The sequence below is a fragment of the Vibrio sp. A1-1 genome (assembly GCF_021728175.1).
GTDB lineage: Bacteria > Pseudomonadota > Gammaproteobacteria > Enterobacterales > Vibrionaceae > Vibrio > Vibrio diabolicus.
Window position 1 is genome coordinate 126,679 of sequence record NZ_JAKKCL010000011.1, and the last position, 17,980, is coordinate 144,658.

16 protein-coding genes are annotated in these 17,980 nt (G+C 43.0%); 9 read left to right on the forward strand and 7 right to left on the reverse strand.

What is annotated here, in order from left to right; translation table 11 throughout:
- The first annotated feature begins 55 nt into the window (after positions 1 to 55).
- Positions 56 to 1,315, forward strand: a complete 1,260-nt coding sequence (locus L3V30_RS16145; protein ID WP_085343685.1) for a DEAD/DEAH box helicase — start codon at positions 56 to 58, stop codon at positions 1,313 to 1,315.
- Positions 1,316 to 1,342: 27 nt separating this feature from the next.
- Here L3V30_RS16145 and L3V30_RS16150 read toward each other — a convergent pair whose 3' ends face one another.
- Entirely contained in the window at positions 1,343 to 2,131 is a 789-nt protein-coding gene (locus tag L3V30_RS16150) for an EAL domain-containing protein (RefSeq protein WP_005395532.1), read from the reverse strand.
- Between the two features lie 186 nt (positions 2,132 to 2,317).
- Positions 2,318 to 2,950, reverse strand: a complete 633-nt coding sequence (locus L3V30_RS16155; RefSeq protein ID WP_005395531.1) for a hypothetical protein — start codon at positions 2,948 to 2,950, stop codon at positions 2,318 to 2,320.
- 186 nt (positions 2,951 to 3,136) lie between these two features.
- Here L3V30_RS16155 and L3V30_RS16160 point away from each other — a divergent pair, with 186 nt between their 5' ends.
- The 3 genes from L3V30_RS16160 (at position 3,137) to L3V30_RS16170 (ending at position 4,659) form a co-directional block, all read left to right on the forward strand.
- Positions 3,137 to 3,379 carry a DUF2164 domain-containing protein gene (locus tag L3V30_RS16160; RefSeq protein ID WP_005395529.1) on the forward strand — a complete coding sequence of 81 codons (243 nt, stop codon included), beginning with the start codon at positions 3,137 to 3,139 and terminating at the stop codon, positions 3,377 to 3,379.
- A 174-nt stretch (positions 3,380 to 3,553) separates the two neighbouring features.
- The gene (locus tag L3V30_RS16165; RefSeq protein WP_012842319.1) at positions 3,554 to 4,093 is read left to right on the forward strand and encodes a cytochrome b; all 540 of its coding nucleotides are present in this window, start codon (positions 3,554 to 3,556) and stop codon (positions 4,091 to 4,093) included.
- A complete protein-coding gene (locus L3V30_RS16170) occupies positions 4,090 to 4,659 on the forward strand; it encodes a YceI family protein (RefSeq protein ID WP_005395526.1) in 570 nt (189 codons plus the stop codon). Before L3V30_RS16165 ends, L3V30_RS16170 begins: the two co-directional genes overlap by 4 nt.
- A 138-nt stretch (positions 4,660 to 4,797) precedes the next feature.
- Here L3V30_RS16170 and focA read toward each other — a convergent pair whose 3' ends face one another.
- Positions 4,798 to 6,249, reverse strand: a complete 1,452-nt coding sequence (focA, locus tag L3V30_RS16175) for a formate transporter FocA (RefSeq protein WP_012842317.1) — start codon at positions 6,247 to 6,249, stop codon at positions 4,798 to 4,800.
- Positions 6,250 to 6,553: 304 nt separating this feature from the next.
- Between focA and L3V30_RS16180 the strand changes: the two genes are divergently transcribed.
- Together L3V30_RS16180 and L3V30_RS16185 are read left to right on the forward strand one after the other, a co-directional pair.
- Positions 6,554 to 7,459: a LysR substrate-binding domain-containing protein gene (locus L3V30_RS16180; protein WP_005395522.1), complete on the forward strand. Its 906-nt coding sequence runs from the start codon at positions 6,554 to 6,556 to the stop codon at positions 7,457 to 7,459.
- Between the two features lie 324 nt (positions 7,460 to 7,783).
- Positions 7,784 to 8,266: a DUF1097 domain-containing protein gene (locus tag L3V30_RS16185; RefSeq protein ID WP_237309320.1), complete on the forward strand. Its 483-nt coding sequence runs from the start codon at positions 7,784 to 7,786 to the stop codon at positions 8,264 to 8,266.
- Positions 8,267 to 8,416: 150 nt separating this feature from the next.
- On the opposite strand, the gene L3V30_RS16190 is transcribed toward L3V30_RS16185, so the two are convergent.
- Complete coding sequence (locus L3V30_RS16190; RefSeq protein ID WP_237309301.1) at positions 8,417 to 10,051, reverse strand: ATP-dependent endonuclease; 1,635 nt, start codon at positions 10,049 to 10,051, stop codon at positions 8,417 to 8,419.
- 271 nt (positions 10,052 to 10,322) lie between these two features.
- Here L3V30_RS16190 and L3V30_RS16195 point away from each other — a divergent pair, with 271 nt between their 5' ends.
- The 3 genes from L3V30_RS16195 (at position 10,323) to L3V30_RS16205 (ending at position 14,180) form a co-directional block, all read left to right on the forward strand.
- A complete protein-coding gene (locus L3V30_RS16195) occupies positions 10,323 to 12,065 on the forward strand; it encodes a bifunctional UDP-sugar hydrolase/5'-nucleotidase (protein WP_237309302.1) in 1,743 nt (580 codons plus the stop codon).
- A gap of 625 nt (positions 12,066 to 12,690) precedes the next feature.
- Positions 12,691 to 13,710, forward strand: a complete 1,020-nt coding sequence (locus L3V30_RS16200; protein ID WP_134645655.1) for a TerC/Alx family metal homeostasis membrane protein — start codon at positions 12,691 to 12,693, stop codon at positions 13,708 to 13,710.
- Positions 13,711 to 13,988: 278 nt separating this feature from the next.
- On the forward strand, positions 13,989 to 14,180 hold the full coding sequence (locus L3V30_RS16205; protein WP_005376351.1) for a hypothetical protein: 192 nt from the start codon (positions 13,989 to 13,991) through the stop codon (positions 14,178 to 14,180).
- A 191-nt stretch (positions 14,181 to 14,371) separates the two neighbouring features.
- Here L3V30_RS16205 and L3V30_RS16210 read toward each other — a convergent pair whose 3' ends face one another.
- The 3 genes from L3V30_RS16210 to L3V30_RS16220 form a co-directional block, all read right to left on the reverse strand.
- Complete coding sequence (locus L3V30_RS16210; RefSeq protein ID WP_005395511.1) at positions 14,372 to 14,929, reverse strand: alkylphosphonate utilization protein; 558 nt, start codon at positions 14,927 to 14,929, stop codon at positions 14,372 to 14,374.
- Between the two features lie 289 nt (positions 14,930 to 15,218).
- A complete protein-coding gene (locus L3V30_RS16215) occupies positions 15,219 to 15,428 on the reverse strand; it encodes a YgdI/YgdR family lipoprotein (protein ID WP_041853072.1) in 210 nt (69 codons plus the stop codon).
- 135 nt (positions 15,429 to 15,563) lie between these two features.
- On the reverse strand, positions 15,564 to 17,972 hold the full coding sequence (locus L3V30_RS16220; protein ID WP_237309303.1) for a VolA/Pla-1 family phospholipase: 2,409 nt from the start codon (positions 17,970 to 17,972) through the stop codon (positions 15,564 to 15,566).
- Positions 17,973 to 17,980 lie beyond the last annotated feature (8 nt).

Below are 17,980 nucleotides of genomic sequence, written 5' to 3' on the forward strand. Positions count from 1 at the left end.
GTATGGCTATTGGGGCTCTGGTAAACTCTGCGCTCCAAAAATAATGAGGTTACACATGTCTGTTAATTTTGCTGACTTAGGCATTGAACAAAAGCTAATCGAGACGCTAAGCAATCTAAATATCGTGACACCAACACCAGTGCAAGAAAAGTCTATTCCACATGTCCTTGAAGGAAAGAACTTACTTGCTGCTGCACAAACTGGTACGGGGAAAACAGCTGCGTTTGGTTTACCTATTATACAAACCGTTCAGCAAAAGAAACTCAACGGTACGCCTCAAGCATTGGTTTTGGTTCCAACACGCGAGCTTGCGCAGCAGGTATTTGATAATTTGAATCAGTACTCTGCACAAACCGAACTTCGCATTGTGTGTGTTTATGGTGGTACAAGCATTGGCGTACAAAAGAGGAAGTTAGAAGAGGGCGCTGATATTTTGATTGCAACACCAGGCCGCCTTTTGGATCATCTGTTTAATGGCAACGTAAACATCTCCAAAACCAGTATGCTCGTTCTAGACGAAGCCGACCGTATGTTAGATATGGGATTCTGGCCTGACTTGCAACGCATCTTCCGACGTTTACCCGCCGAAAAACAGATTCTGTTGTTCTCTGCGACATTTGAAAAGCGAATCAAGACTATTGCGTACAAACTCATGGAATCGCCGGTTGAAGTTGAAGTGTCACCAGCAAACACGACGGCAGAAACAGTAAAACAGATGGTTTATCCTGTAGACAAAAAGCGTAAACGTGAATTATTGGCGTACTTGATTGGCTCGCGCAATTGGCAGCAAGTGCTTGTATTTACAAAAACTAAGCAAGGTAGCGATGAGCTAGCAAAAGAGCTTAAGTTAGATGGCATAAAAGCGGTTTCAATTAACGGGGATAAGTCACAGGGTGCGCGTCAAAGAGCGTTGGATGAGTTCAAACAAGGTAAGGTGCGTGCGTTGATTGCGACAGATGTAGCAGCACGAGGACTGGATATTCAAGAGTTAGAGCAAGTGGTGAACTTTGATATGCCATTTAAAGCCGAAGATTATGTCCACCGTATAGGCCGTACTGGCCGTGCAGGAAAGTCAGGTTTAGCTGTCTCTCTAATGAGTCGGGATGAAGAATATTTATTGCATGCTATCGAGAATTTGCTTGATCAACGCCTACCGCAAGAATGGTTGGCAGGCTTCGAGCCAAGCCTTATAGAAGAAGTCGAGCCTGAGAAAAATGGTAGTGGACGCCGTCGAAGCCGTTCATCAGAGAAGCGTAAGCTAAAAGCAAAATTAGCGATTCATAAGAACCGTGGTAAATCACGTAACTCTCGCTAAACCGCACAAACTTTTGTTCTTACATAGTCAGGCTGTTTTTGCCTCTTCATAAACGTCTAACGTTTGCGGGATAGCGAGTAGGTATCCTTGATACATATCGAAACCGAGTTTTTTCATTAAGTTAAGTTGATGCTCGGTTTCAATTCCTTCGATAACGGTTTTAGAGCGCAACGTTCTTGCTAGTGATAATGCATCGACTAGAGCTTTCCAGTCACCATTTTCGTATCTCAGCATTAACGAGCGATCCATCTTTATTATGTCTGGACGAACGCCTTTCACTCGTTCAATTGTTGAGGCATTGACGCCATAATCGTCGATCGCCAATTTAAACCCGCCTTGGCTTAATTCACGAGCTGCTTGCGACAACGAGGACTCGTCTTCTACGTTCAACTCAAGCAACTCCATGACGATTTGTTCATTTACTAAATGAGATTGATAAATGGTTTGTTTTAGCAGCCTATTGTACGTGATGTCCCTGGCTAGTATTTTTGCTGCTTCTGGTAATACATTAAGAAACAGTTGTTTATTGTGAAAGTGAGATTGGGCAAAGTTTTTGATATGAATTAGGCGACTTAAGCGTTCGACATTGAGTAGGTCTTGAGCGGCAATGGTTTTTGATTGGAAAAACTGATCTGGCCTGATCATGGTGCCATTAGCATTGGTAATTCTTACTAGTGCCTCAAGGCCAACGATAGAAATATCTTTTTTATATATAGGTTGAAAGACACTTCGAAGAGTGAGCTTTGCGTATTTCGCAATATATTGCCCGTCGGCTTGTTTGCGGATGCAACTAAGGAGTTGCGAGGTGCTCATCATTGTTACAACAACCTAAATCAATGCTTCTACATCAGCGCTATCGTGCTAATTTTTTATTTCATTGGCAGTGAATCTAAGTGGGCTCATGAACTCAAGCAAGAACGATGGTAAGAGATGATTAGATTTGTCGAGTGATATCAAACAAATTGATGAAATGACTGACAATCTTCCTATTGCAATTTGATGTTACCATTGTAGTACTGCATACAGTTGTAAGTATTTTCTGACCAACTGTTGTTTGTTCGAGCGACGCAAAGGATGACCAAACTTAATGTAACAAGGGCTAATGCCAAATCGAGTGTCTAACGATTGCGTGAGCTGCGATTCGCTGGTGTACAGCGTGATGCCTTGCTCCGTGTATTCGTTGATCTGATCGGGCAGTTCACCCATCCACCAATGAAGCAACTCTCGGCTCGTTTTACTGCGACTGATCCAATGATCACAAACTAAAAAGAGTAGATCATTCGGTTGCAGCGCATAACCATATTCGCTTTGCCATTCAGTAATTGATGAGAGTAAGTTTTCTCGACAAGATTTTCCCGCACTGACCATATGGTGGCTCAGGACCCAAACCGTGCCTATTTCAGATGAAATACGGTAGTGATGAGGAAGGTCCGGCGTATTTAAAACTTCAATTGGTTTTACCACGCTGTTGTATCCGAAGTGACGGAAAGTGTGTTCCATTCTTCTTGAAAACGCGAGACCAAGATGATGCTCACTCATGCCTTGGTTATGTACCGCAGGGTAATGCTTTTCACACAGCTTAAGACAGTCGTCTTGAAAATCATTAACACTTTGAATCACTAGGTCGAGTAGCAAAGAATATCCCTTAATAATTAACAAAACGAACTGCAAAAGGTTAGCATAGTCTTTTGAGAATAGACTAATTTACTTCGGCAACTTCTTGATCTAAACACCAAATTTCTCACAAATGATCGCGCCTACTCTTTAAGAGAGCAAGACGATAGAAGCACACATAGAACAAAATTCTGAAAAAGGGCAAAGATGATAAAGTTAGAACGTGCACAAAAAGAAACGCTGGCAACCGCCATTCAAGATTATATGCAGGACGAACTAGATGTTGAGATTGGCCAGTTCGATAGTGAATTTCTTATTGATTTCATTACAGAAAAACTAGGGCCAATTTATTACAACAAGGGGGTGGAAGATGCAAAATCACTGGTTGAACGTAGAATGTTAGAAGTGTCCGAAGAGCTGTATGAGATAGAACAAGAAGTTAAGCTGTAAGTTTCAGTTTTATAAACGATTTAAAGTTCCTTCAAAAAATTCGAACAACTTGATAGATACGGTGCCATTGGCTGGATGTAAATGATGGTAAATAATCTGTTTCATATGACGTAAATAGGTTAATGTAGTGTTTCTTGCTCAACATTAACTTAGGAATATATCTAGGAACTTGAGATGGATACACTGGTAAAGAATTACAACCTTACTGCACGCGTGATGCACTGGTTATCTGCGCTGTGCATTATTGGTCTATTTGCAGTGGGTTTGTGGATGGTCGACCTTAGCTATTACAGCGAATGGTATCGAACTGCACCACATTACCATCGCTCTGTCGGTATTTTACTCGCTATTTTAACTTTGGCACGCATTGTATGGAAACATGTTACGGCGTCACCAAAGGTAGAAGGCAAACCTTACGAAGTGCTTGCTGCTAAAGCGGCGCATGGTGTTATGTACCTACTATTGGTCACCATCTTTGTTTCAGGTTACCTCATTTCAACGTCTGATGGACGCGGTATCGAAGTGTTTAATTGGTTTACCGTGCCAGGAGCGGGAGAGTTATTCCCAGGACAATCAGACATAGCGGGTGAAATTCACTTCTACGCAGCTTGGGCCGTCATCCTGATAGCAGGTTTGCACGCTATTGCTGCGCTAAAACACCACTTTATCGATAAAGACAACACATTAAGAAAAATGTTAGGAGCTTCAAAATGAAAAAGTCACTCTTCGCTACAGGATTAGCTATCGCTATGGCACTACCATTTGGTGCGCAAGCTGCAGATTATGTCATCGATACCAAAGGTGCTCACGCTTCAATTAACTTTAAAGTTAGTCACTTGGGTTACAGCTTCATCAAAGGTCGTTTCAATACATTTTCTGGTGACTTTTCTTTTGATGAGAACAACATTGCTGATTCAAAAGTGAATGTTGTTGTTGATACAACTAGCTTAGACTCCAACCACGCTGAACGTGACAAGCACATTCGTAGTGGTGACTTCATTGATGCTGGTAAATACAGCGAAGCGACCTTTAAAAGCACAAAAGTGGTTGATAAAGGCAATGGCAAGCTAGATGTAACTGGTGATCTAACGCTACACGGTGTTACTAAGCCTATTACTATCGAAGCTGAATTTGTTGGCGCAGGTAGTGACCCATGGGGTGGTGAGCGCGCTGGCTTCGTTGGTAACACTCGCCTCGAGCTTGCTGACTTTGATATCCCAGTAATGGGTGCTTCAAGCTATGTTGATATGGAACTTCATATCGAAGGCGTTAAGAAGTAACGAACTTCTTTTAGATACAGTAAAAGCGCTCTTCAACGGAAGAGCGCTTTTTTATTACCTCAATCACAATCGACAACATTGGCAAGCCAGTCAGTGACAGCGATTGAAAGCCAACAGACGTTGCAAGCGTTTAATGAATTACGCTGTTTCTAACTCGTTTTTTTCTACTAGGTTTAAACGCTCACCAAAAATCGGGCGTAGTGCTTTTAATACTTCAGTACGAGTAACAACACCGACCATCTGGCCATTTTCAAGTACAGGAAGTACTTGTGGCTTGCTCACTTTGATGCTTTTTGCGCGTTCTTCTAAAGATAAAGACGTCATGCGAGTGGCGATGCCCATGCTGCTCGTTGGGTACAACTGCTCTTTATCGATACATAGGAACTCGACAACATCAACGAGACGGTCACCAGCATCAATTGCGACCACATCGCGGCTCATGATGTCGACGACTTTTTGGTCTTTCACCGGAATGTAGTCCTCACACCATAGTTCTACCATCACATCGTGAGCAGAGAAGAAGCCAACCAATCGATTTTGTACGTCTACAACAGGTGCGCTAGTTACGTTGTTATCAAGTAGCACATCCAGTGCGATTGCTATCGGGGTTTCTGCACTGATGGTAACTGGTTTTGGGTTCATAATGTCTTTAACAAAAGATGCGTTTTTCATGGTGAAATCCTTAACTGACGAGAGTGTTGTAGTCGTTGTGATAGAAGAGATATTCGCTGCTTTTAGTTCTGGTCGGCGAAAAATGCACCAGTTTGCAAGACCAACTAAAACCGCTCCGCCGACGATGTTGCCAAGCGTGACAGGAATTAAGTTAGCGGTAATAAAGTGCCCAATATTTAAGTCTGCGTACTGTGAAGCGGGCACACCGACGGAGGCCCAAAAAGACTCAGGTGCAAAGTTCGCGATAACAATGCCAAGTGGAACCATAAACATGTTCGCGACACAGTGTTCAAAGCCACTGCTGACAAACATGGCCACAGGCATGATTGTCATTGCTGCTTTTGTCATTGCATTTGCAGAGCTAAACGTTAACCAAATCGCGAGGCAGACCAATAGGTTACAAAGGATACCGAGCGCAAACGCCTGAATGAGAGTGTGATGAAGCTTGTGCTGCGCGATGTTAAGCGCATTTAACCCCCATTGACCGCTATCCATTTGATAAAGACCAGCTGCAGTAACTAGCGCAAGTAGGAACATCGCACCAATGAAGTTGCCAACGTAAACCTTGCCCCAAATAGAAAGCATTTTTCCGAACGAGATTTGCTTATTGGCCCATGAGATACTGGAAAGAACTGAGCTGGTAAATAGTTCACCACCGCAGATCACGATGAGGATCAAGCCCATACTAAATGCTAATCCGCCAGCAAGACGGCTTAAGCCCCAACCAGCGCCAGCGCTGCCAGTAGTCACCGTGATGTAAAACAAGAACGCCAATCCAATGAACGCGCCCGCCATGATGGCAAGACTCAGTGTCATACTGCTGGTTTTGTTTGCTTTACTTAACGCAAATTTTTCCGCTTCAGCCATCATTTCTTTTGGAGAAAAGTACTGGTGATTTTGAGAGCTGGTCACCGCCATATTGACTCCTTAATTTGTAATCGCATAAAAATTCCTTGGTTATTAACTCAAAAATGAAATTGTTGTTTTTATTTAGAAGCCTCAATGACTTCAGTCTCAAAGTCATTGAGGCTTGCGGTGTTCCCGAACCGCACAGTCAGAATAAGGAGAAGGGTTTGGTAGGTAAAATTGATAATATTTAGAAACCTCATCAAATTAATTGATAACTTTATGCGGCTAGGTAAAATGAACTCTATTGCTTATTGGGGCATGTTTTTAACGATTGTGAGGGTATGAAAAATACTCACCAATAATGGAGGACACTTTGCGCTACTCACTTAAGCAATTAGCGGTTTTTGACGCAGTTGCAGATACCGGCAGTGTAAGCCAGGCCGCAGAGAAACTGGCTTTGACACAATCAGCGACAAGTATGTCGCTTGCGCAATTAGAAAAAATGCTTGGCAGGCCTTTATTTGAGAGGCAGGGCAAGCAAATGGCGTTAACCCATTGGGGTATGTGGCTACGACCAAAAGCAAAACGCTTATTACAAGACGCACTGCAGATTGAAATGGGCTTTTATGAGCAACATTTGTTAAGCGGTGAGATTCGCATGGGCGCGAGTCAAACTCCGGCAGAGCATCTGGTTCCAGACCTTATCAGTATCATTGATAATGACTTTCCAGAAATGCGTATTTCCCTTGGTGTGCAGAGTACAAAAGGGGTTATTGATGGCGTATTAGATTATAAATATGACTTAGGGATCATCGAGGGGCGTTGTGACGATAACCGTTTGCACCAAGAAGTCTGGTGCCGAGACCATCTTACTGTTGTCGCTGCTTCTCATCATCCTTTTGCTCGCAATCAATCTGTAAGCCTCGCGCAGTTAGAACAAGCGAAGTGGGTGTTGAGAGAGCATGGCTCTGGCACACGAAAAACATTTGATAGCTCTATTCATCATCTAATTGAAGATTTGGATGTGTGGCGAGAGTACGAGCACGTTCCGGTGTTACGCAGTTTAGTTGCTAACGGCCAGTACCTTACTTGTTTACCGTATTTAGATGTAGAGCGATATATAGAAGCGGGTCATCTTGTTGCGTTAAATGTGCCCGAGCTAAAAATGGAAAGGACACTTTCATTTATATGGCGAGCTGATATGGCAGAAAACCCACTAGTCGACTGCATTAAACGAGAAGGTCTGCGAATGATGAAAGGTAAACCTTCGGTATTGTAAGTTACTACTCAATACACGCAATAAACTCTAGAAGCACAGCAATGCCACTCGCTTAATGGTGAGTGGCATATTTCTATGTACAGTATTGGGGCTATCCAACACACATCCTTTTTACCTAGCACTAGAAATACTCATTCCCTAAATCTGTTGATTTATCGGTTGCGTCAAACTTTTAGTGCAAGTCATGAAATTGTTATAACCTTATTGTGATCATTATCACCGATAAACAAGACTGATGTATCTAACATGTGTCCTTGATTTCAATGTATGAAGGCAGTTATTGAGCCATATGAGTACGATAATAGCCAAGCAGGTACGACTACCATGACGACACTTTTAGCTATCTCTATCACTACTGGAATTTTATCTGGCGTATGGGGTTGGATCGCCATTTCTTTAGGTTTGCTTTCTTGGGCTGGTTTTTTAGGTTGCACGAGCTACTTTGCTGCGCCAACTAGCGGATTGAAAGGACTTGGTATCAGCTTAATCACTAATATGACGGGTGTATTCTGGGCAATGGTAATTATCCACGGTTCAACTTACGTTGGTTTGGAAATTATCGGTTATGTGATTACCGCTATTGTGGCATTTTTCATGTGTATTCAAGCGAAACAGGCTTGGCTCGCGTACATTCCAGGCACTTTTATTGGTTCCTGCGCAACATTTGCCGCTGATGGAAACTGGCAACTTGTCATTCCATCTTTGCTGCTAGGTGGTGTGTTTGGTTATCTAATGAAAGCGACTGGACTTTGGTTGCATACGAAATCAAGCACTACTTCTTCTACGCTTGCTGACCAAGCACAGTAGTGAACCCCCGATCTTATTTGTATCCACTGTGTATTGAGTTTTATCCCTCTCAATACCTTTAATCAAAATTAATGATGTTTGATACAAGCACACCAATTTGGTGTGCTTTTTTTGTATTACAAGGCAAGGCAAGGTGTGAAATACTCTAACTCATGTATTGCCGTTTGCCATGGTGACAACGCGCTTAAGTGTCCAACGCAGAAGTACAGGAATGCATTCCATACCTCTCTCTTCACAGTGAGAGACAATGGCCAAAGCTAAGTCCGGTTTTGCATGCTTTTTCAAAACACGGTTTACGACTTTTTTAGCTGGGATAGGGTGATCATGAGGAACTTTGATGATGTCCTTAAAGAAAAGTTCAAATCCATGATTGTATAGAAAATGTTCGATGTCTCGATCAGGTAACTCTGTAAGTCTATGCCTTTCCTGATCATGATCGAGTTGCGCTCTCACGGCATGCGCGTACTTTTTACCTGCCGGGTCACCATCGGTAACAACATGCCAGTCGATACCGAACTCTTTTGCTACTTTGATCAGTGATTTCAGCCCTGACTGCGCAAATTCAACGATTTGAACTCCTTCCGCAGCTAAGTCATATCCACATTGACGAGCCAATTCATGAAATAACCAAACTTCAGTTTCGCCTTCTACGAGCAACCAACACCGTGCAAACAACGCCCCTGAGCGATGAAAACGAATGTGGAAACCAATTCGGCGTAACTCATCTCTACCAAACTTGGCAGAGTTTAAGCTCTTGGCAATGGTTCGGTCTGACAAGCGAATCAAACGCCGGATTGAATAAAGTGGAACCGAGCCAAGTAACGTACCGCTGTTGGTAGTTAAAATCTTTTGCATTGGCAACAACTGCAATAATGACCACGCTCTAGCGAGATGAGTTGGGTGTAGTCGGCCTTCTGGGTCCTCGATGATCAATATCGGTCTTGCGCAGCGTCTTAAATCGGTAGGGCCTTTTGCTTGAAGGTAAGCATTGAGAAGCCCCATTAAAAGCAAGCGGCTCTGTTTATCATTTGTTTCCTTAAGGAATTGACTTAATCCTTTATCAGAGGAAGGGCTTGTATAAAAAAGACCATCACGAGGTTTTCGTGGGTTACCTTTGCTGACACTGCGGAACGCAAAATAGTGTTCGACAAGTGTTTGCATTGAATCGAGACTACTGCGAATCTCACCCTTGTTTACGTGCCCAGGCATCGCCAATAGCCGTCGACAGGTGTTATTGATTCGTTTTTCAATCCGAGCATTTTTGCTGTCGCCGTTTACGTGGTTTAGATCTGGGAAGCGTCGGGAGTCTCGTAGGCGGATAACAGGGTGAAGAGTCATCAACTCTACAGCGAGTTTCTCAGAGTGGTGCAGTTTCTTCGGCTTGCCGTGATGATCCAAAAACGCGTATTCAGTTTTAATATCATACTCGTCGCGAGACGCACTAATTCGATAGTAAATGACCTGCTCACCATCCTCGTTTGTGCACCATGCAGGTTTTATCCGTCGATAACGCCCAGCTTTTACTTCGTTCTTGTCTTGTGCTTTAAAGCAAACAATGATCTGCAAGTGTTGGGTTTGTGGATGAGAAATTGAATAATCAACGTGAAAATCTTTTAATTCGAATTGATACAATGAGCCATTAGCAGGTAGCGCGATAGAAAGGGCATCGAGCAATGATGATTTGCCCCACGTGTTCTCACCGATGAGCGTAGTGAGTTCGTCAAAAGAGAGTGAAAGGCGTTTGATGCCTCTAAACCCGGAGATTTCGATGCGTTCTAGTCTCATCTCAATCCTCCTTGCAATTATTTGAATTATAGAGAGTTATTTTGCTACTCCTAAGCATATATTAATTCGAAATATTGGAGTTAAGCTCAGTTCACAAAATTACGAGAGCCCCTTACTGAATAGAGACCGCAACAAGCGACGCTTGCTTTCAAAAGTAGTGTAGATAGCATCGTGATCACTTAAACATGAAATCAAAAAATCACAGTTTCATAAAATTCATGATTCTGTCATGATTCACTTCTTATTATTATAAGGAATGAAAAGAGAGAAGATGAAGATGAATAACAATCATAAGCCAGTGAGAATCAAACTGGCACACATCAATGACACACATTCCTACTTTGAGCCAACGTCATTACAGTTAAAGCTTAAGATCAACAAAGAACTCACGTTAGAGCCATACGTGAGTGCTGGCGGGTTTTCTCGCATCGCAACCCGAGTAGAGCAGCTACGAGACGACGCTCAACGTCAAGGGCATGGGATGTTATTTCTCCATGCTGGAGACTGTTTCCAAGGCACACTTTATTTCTCATTATTTAAAGGTAAAGCCAACGCCGATTTGTTGAATGCATTAAAGATTGATGCGATGGCGTTAGGCAACCATGAATTGGATATGGGTAATGAACCTGTTGCCTTATTCTGTCAACGCACTCAGTTTCCATTGCTTGCTGGTAACTGGGATCTATCAAATGAATCGCTTCAAAAGCCTCACCGAGTCAGCGATAGCAACAACGTGTATAGCTATCAAACGGATACACAAAGCGCACAATACATCGTCAAAGAGTTTCATGGTGAGCAGGTTGCGATTTTCGGATTATCCATTGATAAAATGAGCGATATCGCGAACCCAGATGCAGATACGCCATTTAAGTCTGCAATTGAAACCGCTAAGGCGACCGTAAAACAAATTCACTCCTCTGGTATTAAAAATATCATTCTTCTAAGCCACTTAGGTTATGAAGGCGATTTAGAGTTGGCTGAACAAGTTGAGGGGATTGGTATTATTGTTGGTGGACATAGCCACCGACTGCAAGGCGATTTCTCATCAATAGGTTTAGGGCAAGATGATCCTTATGGTGTCAAAGTAAAAGATACCTACGTTGTGCAAGCGGGCTTTCATGCTTTGACCATGGGGCACTGCGTCATTGAATTTGATGAAAACGGCAAAGCAACCATGCTGAGTGGTCAAAATGAACTGTTACTTGGCCGACGTATTTTTTGGGACTCGACACTAAATCAACAGCTTGACCAAGGCGTATTCGAAACCGCATGTGACTTTATCCATGGCCAACCTAATGTGGTGGTCTGTAAGAAACACCCGGAGACTCAAGCAATCCTAAGTGATAAATACATCCCTCGGGTAAGGCAGTTACAGTCACAAGTCATTGCCAGTATTGACACCAAAAAGCGTCATGTGCGAATCCCAGATGAGTTTGGTGAGAGCGAGCTGGCTTCTTCTGTTGCTCGTTCATTTTTGTACAGCCTAAATAAACGCGGACATGAGGTTCAATTTGCGATTCATAATGCGGGTGGCGTGCGAACATCATTGAATCCTGGCAACATCACAGTGGCAGATATTGCCGGACGATTGTTGCCTTTTGCCGTTCCGATCGGCTTTTACGACGTAAGAGGCAGTGCTATTCGCCGAGCACTTGAAGGCGCCATAAACAATGCACTCAACAATGATGTGGAAGGTACTGGCTCTGGCAGTTATCCATACACTTACAATTTAAACTTTGAGTACCGAGCTGATGCCCCTAAAGGTGAAAGAATTCAGTCATTAGCAATTTTTGATGGTCAACAATGGGTCGACGTTCAAGACGACACCTGGTATCGAGGCACTTCCTCCGCTTATACCATGAAAGGGAAAGAAGGTTACGATGCTCTACTGGAGATGAAAGGCGAGGGGCGTGTAACCAACTTATCCATGGCAGACTGTTTTATTGAACTTCTGACCGATGAGCCAAACTGCTTGAATCAAAGTCACAAACTTTATACACAGCAACACAGATAGTAGATATTGGTATCGATTTTGCTGTCCTTCAATTGCTACATGCGATGATGAGGGTGGTAGTATGTGGAATAAAGATTGGACAGATACGGCAGTGGTGGTTGCTTGGGTCGCAATTTGGTCAACGTTAGTTTACTTTGTACCTTTGAGCGGCTTTTGAATTGCTAATAACACGGAAGTTAGAAAAGGAGCAGTTATGCTCCTTTTTTGTGTCTATGTTCTCAAAGACAACGCTCTGACTCCTAAATGTATCATCTTGAGTCACTTGCTGCTCTTTACACCTCATAACAAAAGTTCACGTGGTTGAATCAATTCCTTTCTTTTTATATTTCTTTCTGATTTTTAATAGGAATTTTATTTCGATTGGACAAAGTTTTTTTGTTGGAAAGCGTGACATTCGGCGTTATCATTGCGGCGTTTGGGGAGTAGTTAGCGCAAGTTTACTTATCGTCATCTCGTTAAGCATCAGCTTATCCGGTAAGTAAAGGTGTTGCGTGATTCATCCACGCCGACACTTCAACGAGACCAACGCATTCATGACTGGCAGCACATGATTACTATGTGACTGCTTGTTGTTATTGTCTGCGGAAGGTCACCAAACTCATGTCCTTCCGCCATGGGAGGAAGCATGTCTCTTATCGAAAGTACCACCCAATTGAGCCAATCGGCACCACTTCAAGAGTCATTAGCGATGTATGGCGCTTTTGGTCTTTTTACGCTTGTTCTTGTTGCGCTTGATATCTATCAAACGCGTGGTGGCGTAATAACGATGAAAAAAGCCATCCTTTGGAGTGTTTTTTGGTTCTTACTTGCCTTTGTTTTTGCAGGTTCTATCTATTTATTCTGGGACCTTTACGCACCGCACAGCACTTATACGAACGATAAAGCAACGGTTTCATTCTTAACAGGCTACTTACTAGAGAAGTCGCTAAGCGTGGATAACTTGTTTGTGTTTGCCATCATCTTTGCACAATACAGTGTGCCGGAGCATTTGCGTCCGCGAGCGCTGCTTTGGGGCGTGATTGGTGCGTTAGTTCTACGGGCTATCATGATTGCGGTTGGTGCTCAGTTACTTGCGCAGTACCACTGGGTGTTGTACCTCTTTGCCGCATTCCTTATTTGGACAGGTATTAAGCTTGCTCGCGACAAAGGTGAAGCAGAAGAAGTTAACCCATACCCTGAGCAGTTTATTCGCAAAATATTGCCAGTTACGGATGATTACCAAGGAAATCACTTAATCTTAAAGCAAGCTGGTAAGTGGGTGGCAACACCAATGCTGATCGTAGTCGGTGTAATTGCAGTGATGGACGTAATGTTTGCACTGGATTCTATACCAGCCATATTCGCGGTAACACGAGAGCCATTTTTAGTCTTAGCCGCGAACGTGTTTGCACTGTTGGGTTTGCGATCTTTGTACTTTGTTCTGCAAGCGATGTTAGACAAGTTTGTGTACTTAAAACCAGCATTATCGGTGATCATGATGTTTATCGGTGTAAAGATGTTATTGGTGGGAACAGAGTATGAGATTCCGACAACGTGGTCACTCACATTCTTAATCGTTGTGATGACATCAGCGGTTGTGGCATCGCTCCTCAAAAATAAGTCGAACAGTCGCTCTAGCGTTAAAATTACTAATCAAAAAATATAAGTAAAGCGCTAAAAATAAAATAAATAACGAAACTTAATGTTAAAAATATGTTGTTGGTCGAGATGGCTTTATGCAGGTAACGTTAAGTTATTCAACATAATTAGACAGTTTATGACTATTTATGCTGTAATTATTCATTTGTATTTTTGATGTTTGTAATGGACTTGTTTTATTAGATAATCTAATCCGAATAGGTAAAATTTGTCATTTCTTAAACAATAAGAAACTGACTAATATACAGCCAACAAAACAGACTACTGCTTTAAAGAGAGGCAATCATGGCACAAGCAATGCAAATGACAAATGTAGCTTTACCAACCTCTATGGATAAGAAAACCTACGCGGTTAACTTCAAAGGACTGATTGCTCACTTACTAGACATTCTATTCGTAGATAATACTGCACCACGCAGTTACTATGCGGAAGATTTGTCAGCTCACATTCAAAAAGATATCGGTATGTACCGTTAATCTTGAAATAATGAATGAAAATACCGGCTTATAAGCCGGTATTTTTTTAGCTGCTCAAACGCGAATAACGGAGCTAGAACTCTATACAGAGTCAATACCGGAGTAGAGGAGCTTATTCCAAGTTGGTGTTCATTAGAAATGAAAACGGGGCACTAATAGTGCCCCGTTTTGACTTGTAGAGTAATACGATATTACTTCTTACGGCAGTATTCTGCGATCACGTACATTGACTGACCGCCATTTGCCTTGCCCGAAACTAGTTTCGGATCATCACCAAGGCTGATACCACGGATCACTGTGCCTTGTTTGATTACTTGGTTAGTGCCTTTAACTGGTAGGTCTTTGATTACCGTTACATCGTCACCTTTCTTAAGTTCAGTGCCGTTGCAATCCAGCGTTTTGTCATCATCAGACATACCCTTCATCGCCCAGTTCATTTGCTCTTCTTCCATGTACATCATGTCAAGAGCATCTTGAGCCCAGCTTTCAGAGTTTAGGCGAGTGAGTTGGCGCCATGCTGTCACTTGTACTGCAGGAACCTGGCTCCACATGCTTTCGTTTAGACAACGCCAGTGGTTAATGTCTTTTGGCTCATCGATCTCACCCAGACACTTATCACAAACCATGATAGCAGTATCAACGGTCACGTTACCGTGAGGTGGGACAGCGTATGCTGTTAGTTGAGATTCAGAAGAACACAGTTCACATTTTGACTCGCAGCGCGCAAGCAGAGTAGCTTCAATAGACATAAGGACTCACCTTAGTAATGTTATTTTGTGGCGGTATTATCCACTTTATCCTGAGAAATAAAAGGGTGTTAGCGAATTAAAGCCGAGATTTTACAATATTCCAACCTGATTAGGGTGAAGATGTAAAATATTCGCTAAACAAATAATACCTGTATATAAGAAAATGCATTGATTGCTTTGGGTGATGAATTGGTTGCTTCATTTATTGAGGAAGTTAGAAGTTCGTTGTGAGTATTAACTGCGCTCAGAAGTGTGGGTAGGGCCCTCTAAAAATATAGAGGGCATATTGCTAGCGTTCTATAATCTGCACAATTTGATCTTTTGAAATGCTCATTTCTTTCCCATCCATGTCTTCATACTCGTACATACCCGTTTCTTCGTTAAGGTCTGGTTTTCCGTAAGAAGTAATGATTTTCCCTTCATTTGTCGACATAAGATATTGGCTACTTCCGCATGCAGCAAGAAGCAAAGCAGTGGCCATTATAGTGAATATGCGCATAGAGTTTTCCTTTCAAACAAGTAAGTTAGGTACGACACCGATTTAACTATAGCAAAGGATATACGGGACGGTTTTTTATGATAGAGAACGAAAAAGCCCAGTCGAAACTGGGCTTTGGTAAGAGAGGTGATACGATTACTTCAGAACGGAAGTATTAGTCACACCCGTTAAAGTGTCATCCATTAAGAAGTCTGTGTTTTCCATTTGCATCTCAACGTGATGGTCAATATCAGAAAGTGTGCCATTTGGAGAAACAAACGTAATGTGCGATGCAGTAGCGTTATACTGCACAAAGCTTGCCATTGGAGACACGGCTGTATTAGCACTGTTTACGGTCGTTAAACCTAGCTTAGCTGCTAGAGGCTCAGTCCCGGCAAACGGTGCATTTGGAACGCTGTTTGGTACATTGCCATCGCCATCAACCTCGGTCATCAGGAATGGTGTTGTTAGTGAACCAGAAGCAACTAAATCTGACGCGTTTGTGAACGGGTCTACGGTATCTAGCGTGGTTTGTGCCGCGTAGATAAACTGCGAGAAGCCAGCTTCTAGTGTTGCTAACTGAGTTTCTGTTGCTGCGGCCTCAAAAGCTTCGTAACACGTTTTATCTTCCAATTGTGTACATGACGCATCTGCATAACTCGCGTAGTCTGCAGACGCAGCATATGCTAAGTTATGCCTGATCTGAGCGCCATAGGCTTCTGAACCTAGTAGCAAATTGCCGATTTGGCCGCCAGAGTTCTGTACAGACGCAGAGCTAAATGTGTAAAGTGCATCAGCGTTGGGGCTGCCTAGCGTGTTATTTGCTGCTGCGACAGCAGATGTAGCCACAATACCACCAAGAGAATGACCTAGCATTTTGACTTTAGAACCCGTGATTGGGTTAAAGCCTTGTAGAGGCCCTTCTGCCAACAGACCACCTTGCGCCGATACCACTAAGCTCGCGCGTAAACCCAATACATCCAGTACACTTTGGCGTAGGTTATCACGAGCGATTGCCAAGTTAGAAAGATTTAGATACGCCAAGATATTAGCATTAGCTGAACGTTGCTCATCTAAGCTACGTGTGCCGTGAATAGGTAAGTCGATAGCAATAACAGCCACACCTGCTTTCACCATATTAAACGCGAAGGCATATGAATCCTCTTTTGCTGAAGTGATGCCGTGTTGATAAATCACAACGTCGGTCGCGACACCAGATTTAGGTGTGAAGACAAGTACTTCGACATCTTCTACCGATTTAACGACTGGAACTGGGGAGTAGCGAGTCACAATACGTTCACTGTCGAGTTGGGTACCATCGCTTAATGTGAGTTTAGCACCCACCAGTTTTAGCTGCTCTGTAGGATCGGTTGCAAGCTTTGTCACGTCAACAGGGTTATTTGCGAAAACGCCAGTTGATAGCTGCTGAACCATGTTCGCTTGCTCGTTCGGATCCGCCAGTGCTGCACTTAGCTTCGCTAGGCTTGGCATCGCAGATACCATTGGCTGCATGTTCCAGTTTGCCCCTTTTTCTAGATAATGAGGCAGTCTGACCACACCTTGAGTCACATTTACATCGGCACCTGACTTCGCATAAAGGCCTTTAATTGCCGTTTTTGCCGCGTCTAGGTCACTAACGTACTTACTAAAGTCATCGTCAGAGTCTAGCGCAGTGCTAAAGTCTTGGGTTGCACCAAGTGTCATTGTGTAGGCTGTTGATAAATCTACTGAACCTTCGTTCGCATCGTTTTTGTAAACCGCGTTTAATGTATTTGCACCCGTTGAAAAACCGGTTGCAGTTACACCTTTAACCGCCGCCAAAGTGTCACCTACAGACTGAGTGCTGAACCAGGAGGAGTAAACGATGTCGTCAGGGTTAACTTGAGCTAGACCAAAAATGCCTTCCACCGCTTGTGTCACCGCTTGAATAGAAGCAAGAGCACCAGTTTCATAAACGATTTCTTTCGATTTACCTGTCGCGTAACTTGCTGATGTACCGATTGGCTCACCATTCACGTCAGTAACATCTTGTGTTACTGCAAAAATGTACTCGCTTGACTCATCAAGCGCATCCATGAACTGGATATATAGAGAGTTGCCTTTTGCTTGAACTACGTAGTCTTGGTTCTGAACGAGAACGTCTTCGATTGGGTTAGACTTACCATCCCACTCGGTCAAACGTTGATTAATCTTGATGACTTTAATACCAGACGGCAGCATACCCGTTGCAAAACCATCGCCTTTAAAGTTCAGAACGATTGGCATAGACGTTGACCATCCATCCATCGTATTCATCGAGGCTCTAGGGTTGGTTAAGGCATCATCACCGTCAGTTGGCAGACCAAGCGTGCCATCTGTTGTGTCCATTAATAAGTAAGAGGGCGCAGGTACATCCGCATTCGCCCCTTGAAGCGTAAAGCTGATAGATGTTCCACGGTCGAGCAGTGCTTGGACTTCATCTTCAAATTGAACTTTGTCGGAAGTACCAGAGCTTGATGTATTATCACCACAACCAGCAAGAAGGATTGCAGAACAAAGCATTGATAATTTAAACGTGTGTTTCATTGGTTTAC

Excerpts from the sequence above, each read along its gene's own strand:
- L3V30_RS16215 (WP_041853072.1), bottom strand. The coding sequence starts at position 15,428 with ATGCGCATATTCACTATAATGGCCACTGCTTTGCTTCTTGCTGCATGC.
- L3V30_RS16190 (WP_237309301.1), bottom strand. The coding sequence starts at position 10,051 with ATGAGACTAGAACGCATCGAAATCTCCGGGTTTAGAGGCATCAAACGC.
- L3V30_RS16150 (WP_005395532.1), bottom strand. The coding sequence starts at position 2,131 with ATGATGAGCACCTCGCAACTCCTTAGTTGCATCCGCAAACAAGCCGAC.
- L3V30_RS16205 (WP_005376351.1), top strand. The coding sequence starts at position 13,989 with ATGGCACAAGCAATGCAAATGACAAATGTAGCTTTACCAACCTCTATG.
- L3V30_RS16170 (WP_005395526.1), top strand. The coding sequence starts at position 4,090 with ATGAAAAAGTCACTCTTCGCTACAGGATTAGCTATCGCTATGGCACTA.
- L3V30_RS16195 (WP_237309302.1), top strand. The coding sequence starts at position 10,323 with ATGAAGATGAATAACAATCATAAGCCAGTGAGAATCAAACTGGCACAC.
- focA (WP_012842317.1), bottom strand. The coding sequence starts at position 6,249 with ATGGCGGTGACCAGCTCTCAAAATCACCAGTACTTTTCTCCAAAAGAA.
- L3V30_RS16200 (WP_134645655.1), top strand. The coding sequence starts at position 12,691 with ATGTCTCTTATCGAAAGTACCACCCAATTGAGCCAATCGGCACCACTT.
- L3V30_RS16160 (WP_005395529.1), top strand. The coding sequence starts at position 3,137 with ATGATAAAGTTAGAACGTGCACAAAAAGAAACGCTGGCAACCGCCATT.
- L3V30_RS16220 (WP_237309303.1), bottom strand. The coding sequence starts at position 17,972 with ATGAAACACACGTTTAAATTATCAATGCTTTGTTCTGCAATCCTTCTT.
- L3V30_RS16165 (WP_012842319.1), top strand. The coding sequence starts at position 3,554 with ATGGATACACTGGTAAAGAATTACAACCTTACTGCACGCGTGATGCAC.
- L3V30_RS16185 (WP_237309320.1), top strand. The coding sequence starts at position 7,784 with ATGACGACACTTTTAGCTATCTCTATCACTACTGGAATTTTATCTGGC.
- L3V30_RS16210 (WP_005395511.1), bottom strand. The coding sequence starts at position 14,929 with ATGTCTATTGAAGCTACTCTGCTTGCGCGCTGCGAGTCAAAATGTGAA.
- L3V30_RS16145 (WP_085343685.1), top strand. The coding sequence starts at position 56 with ATGTCTGTTAATTTTGCTGACTTAGGCATTGAACAAAAGCTAATCGAG.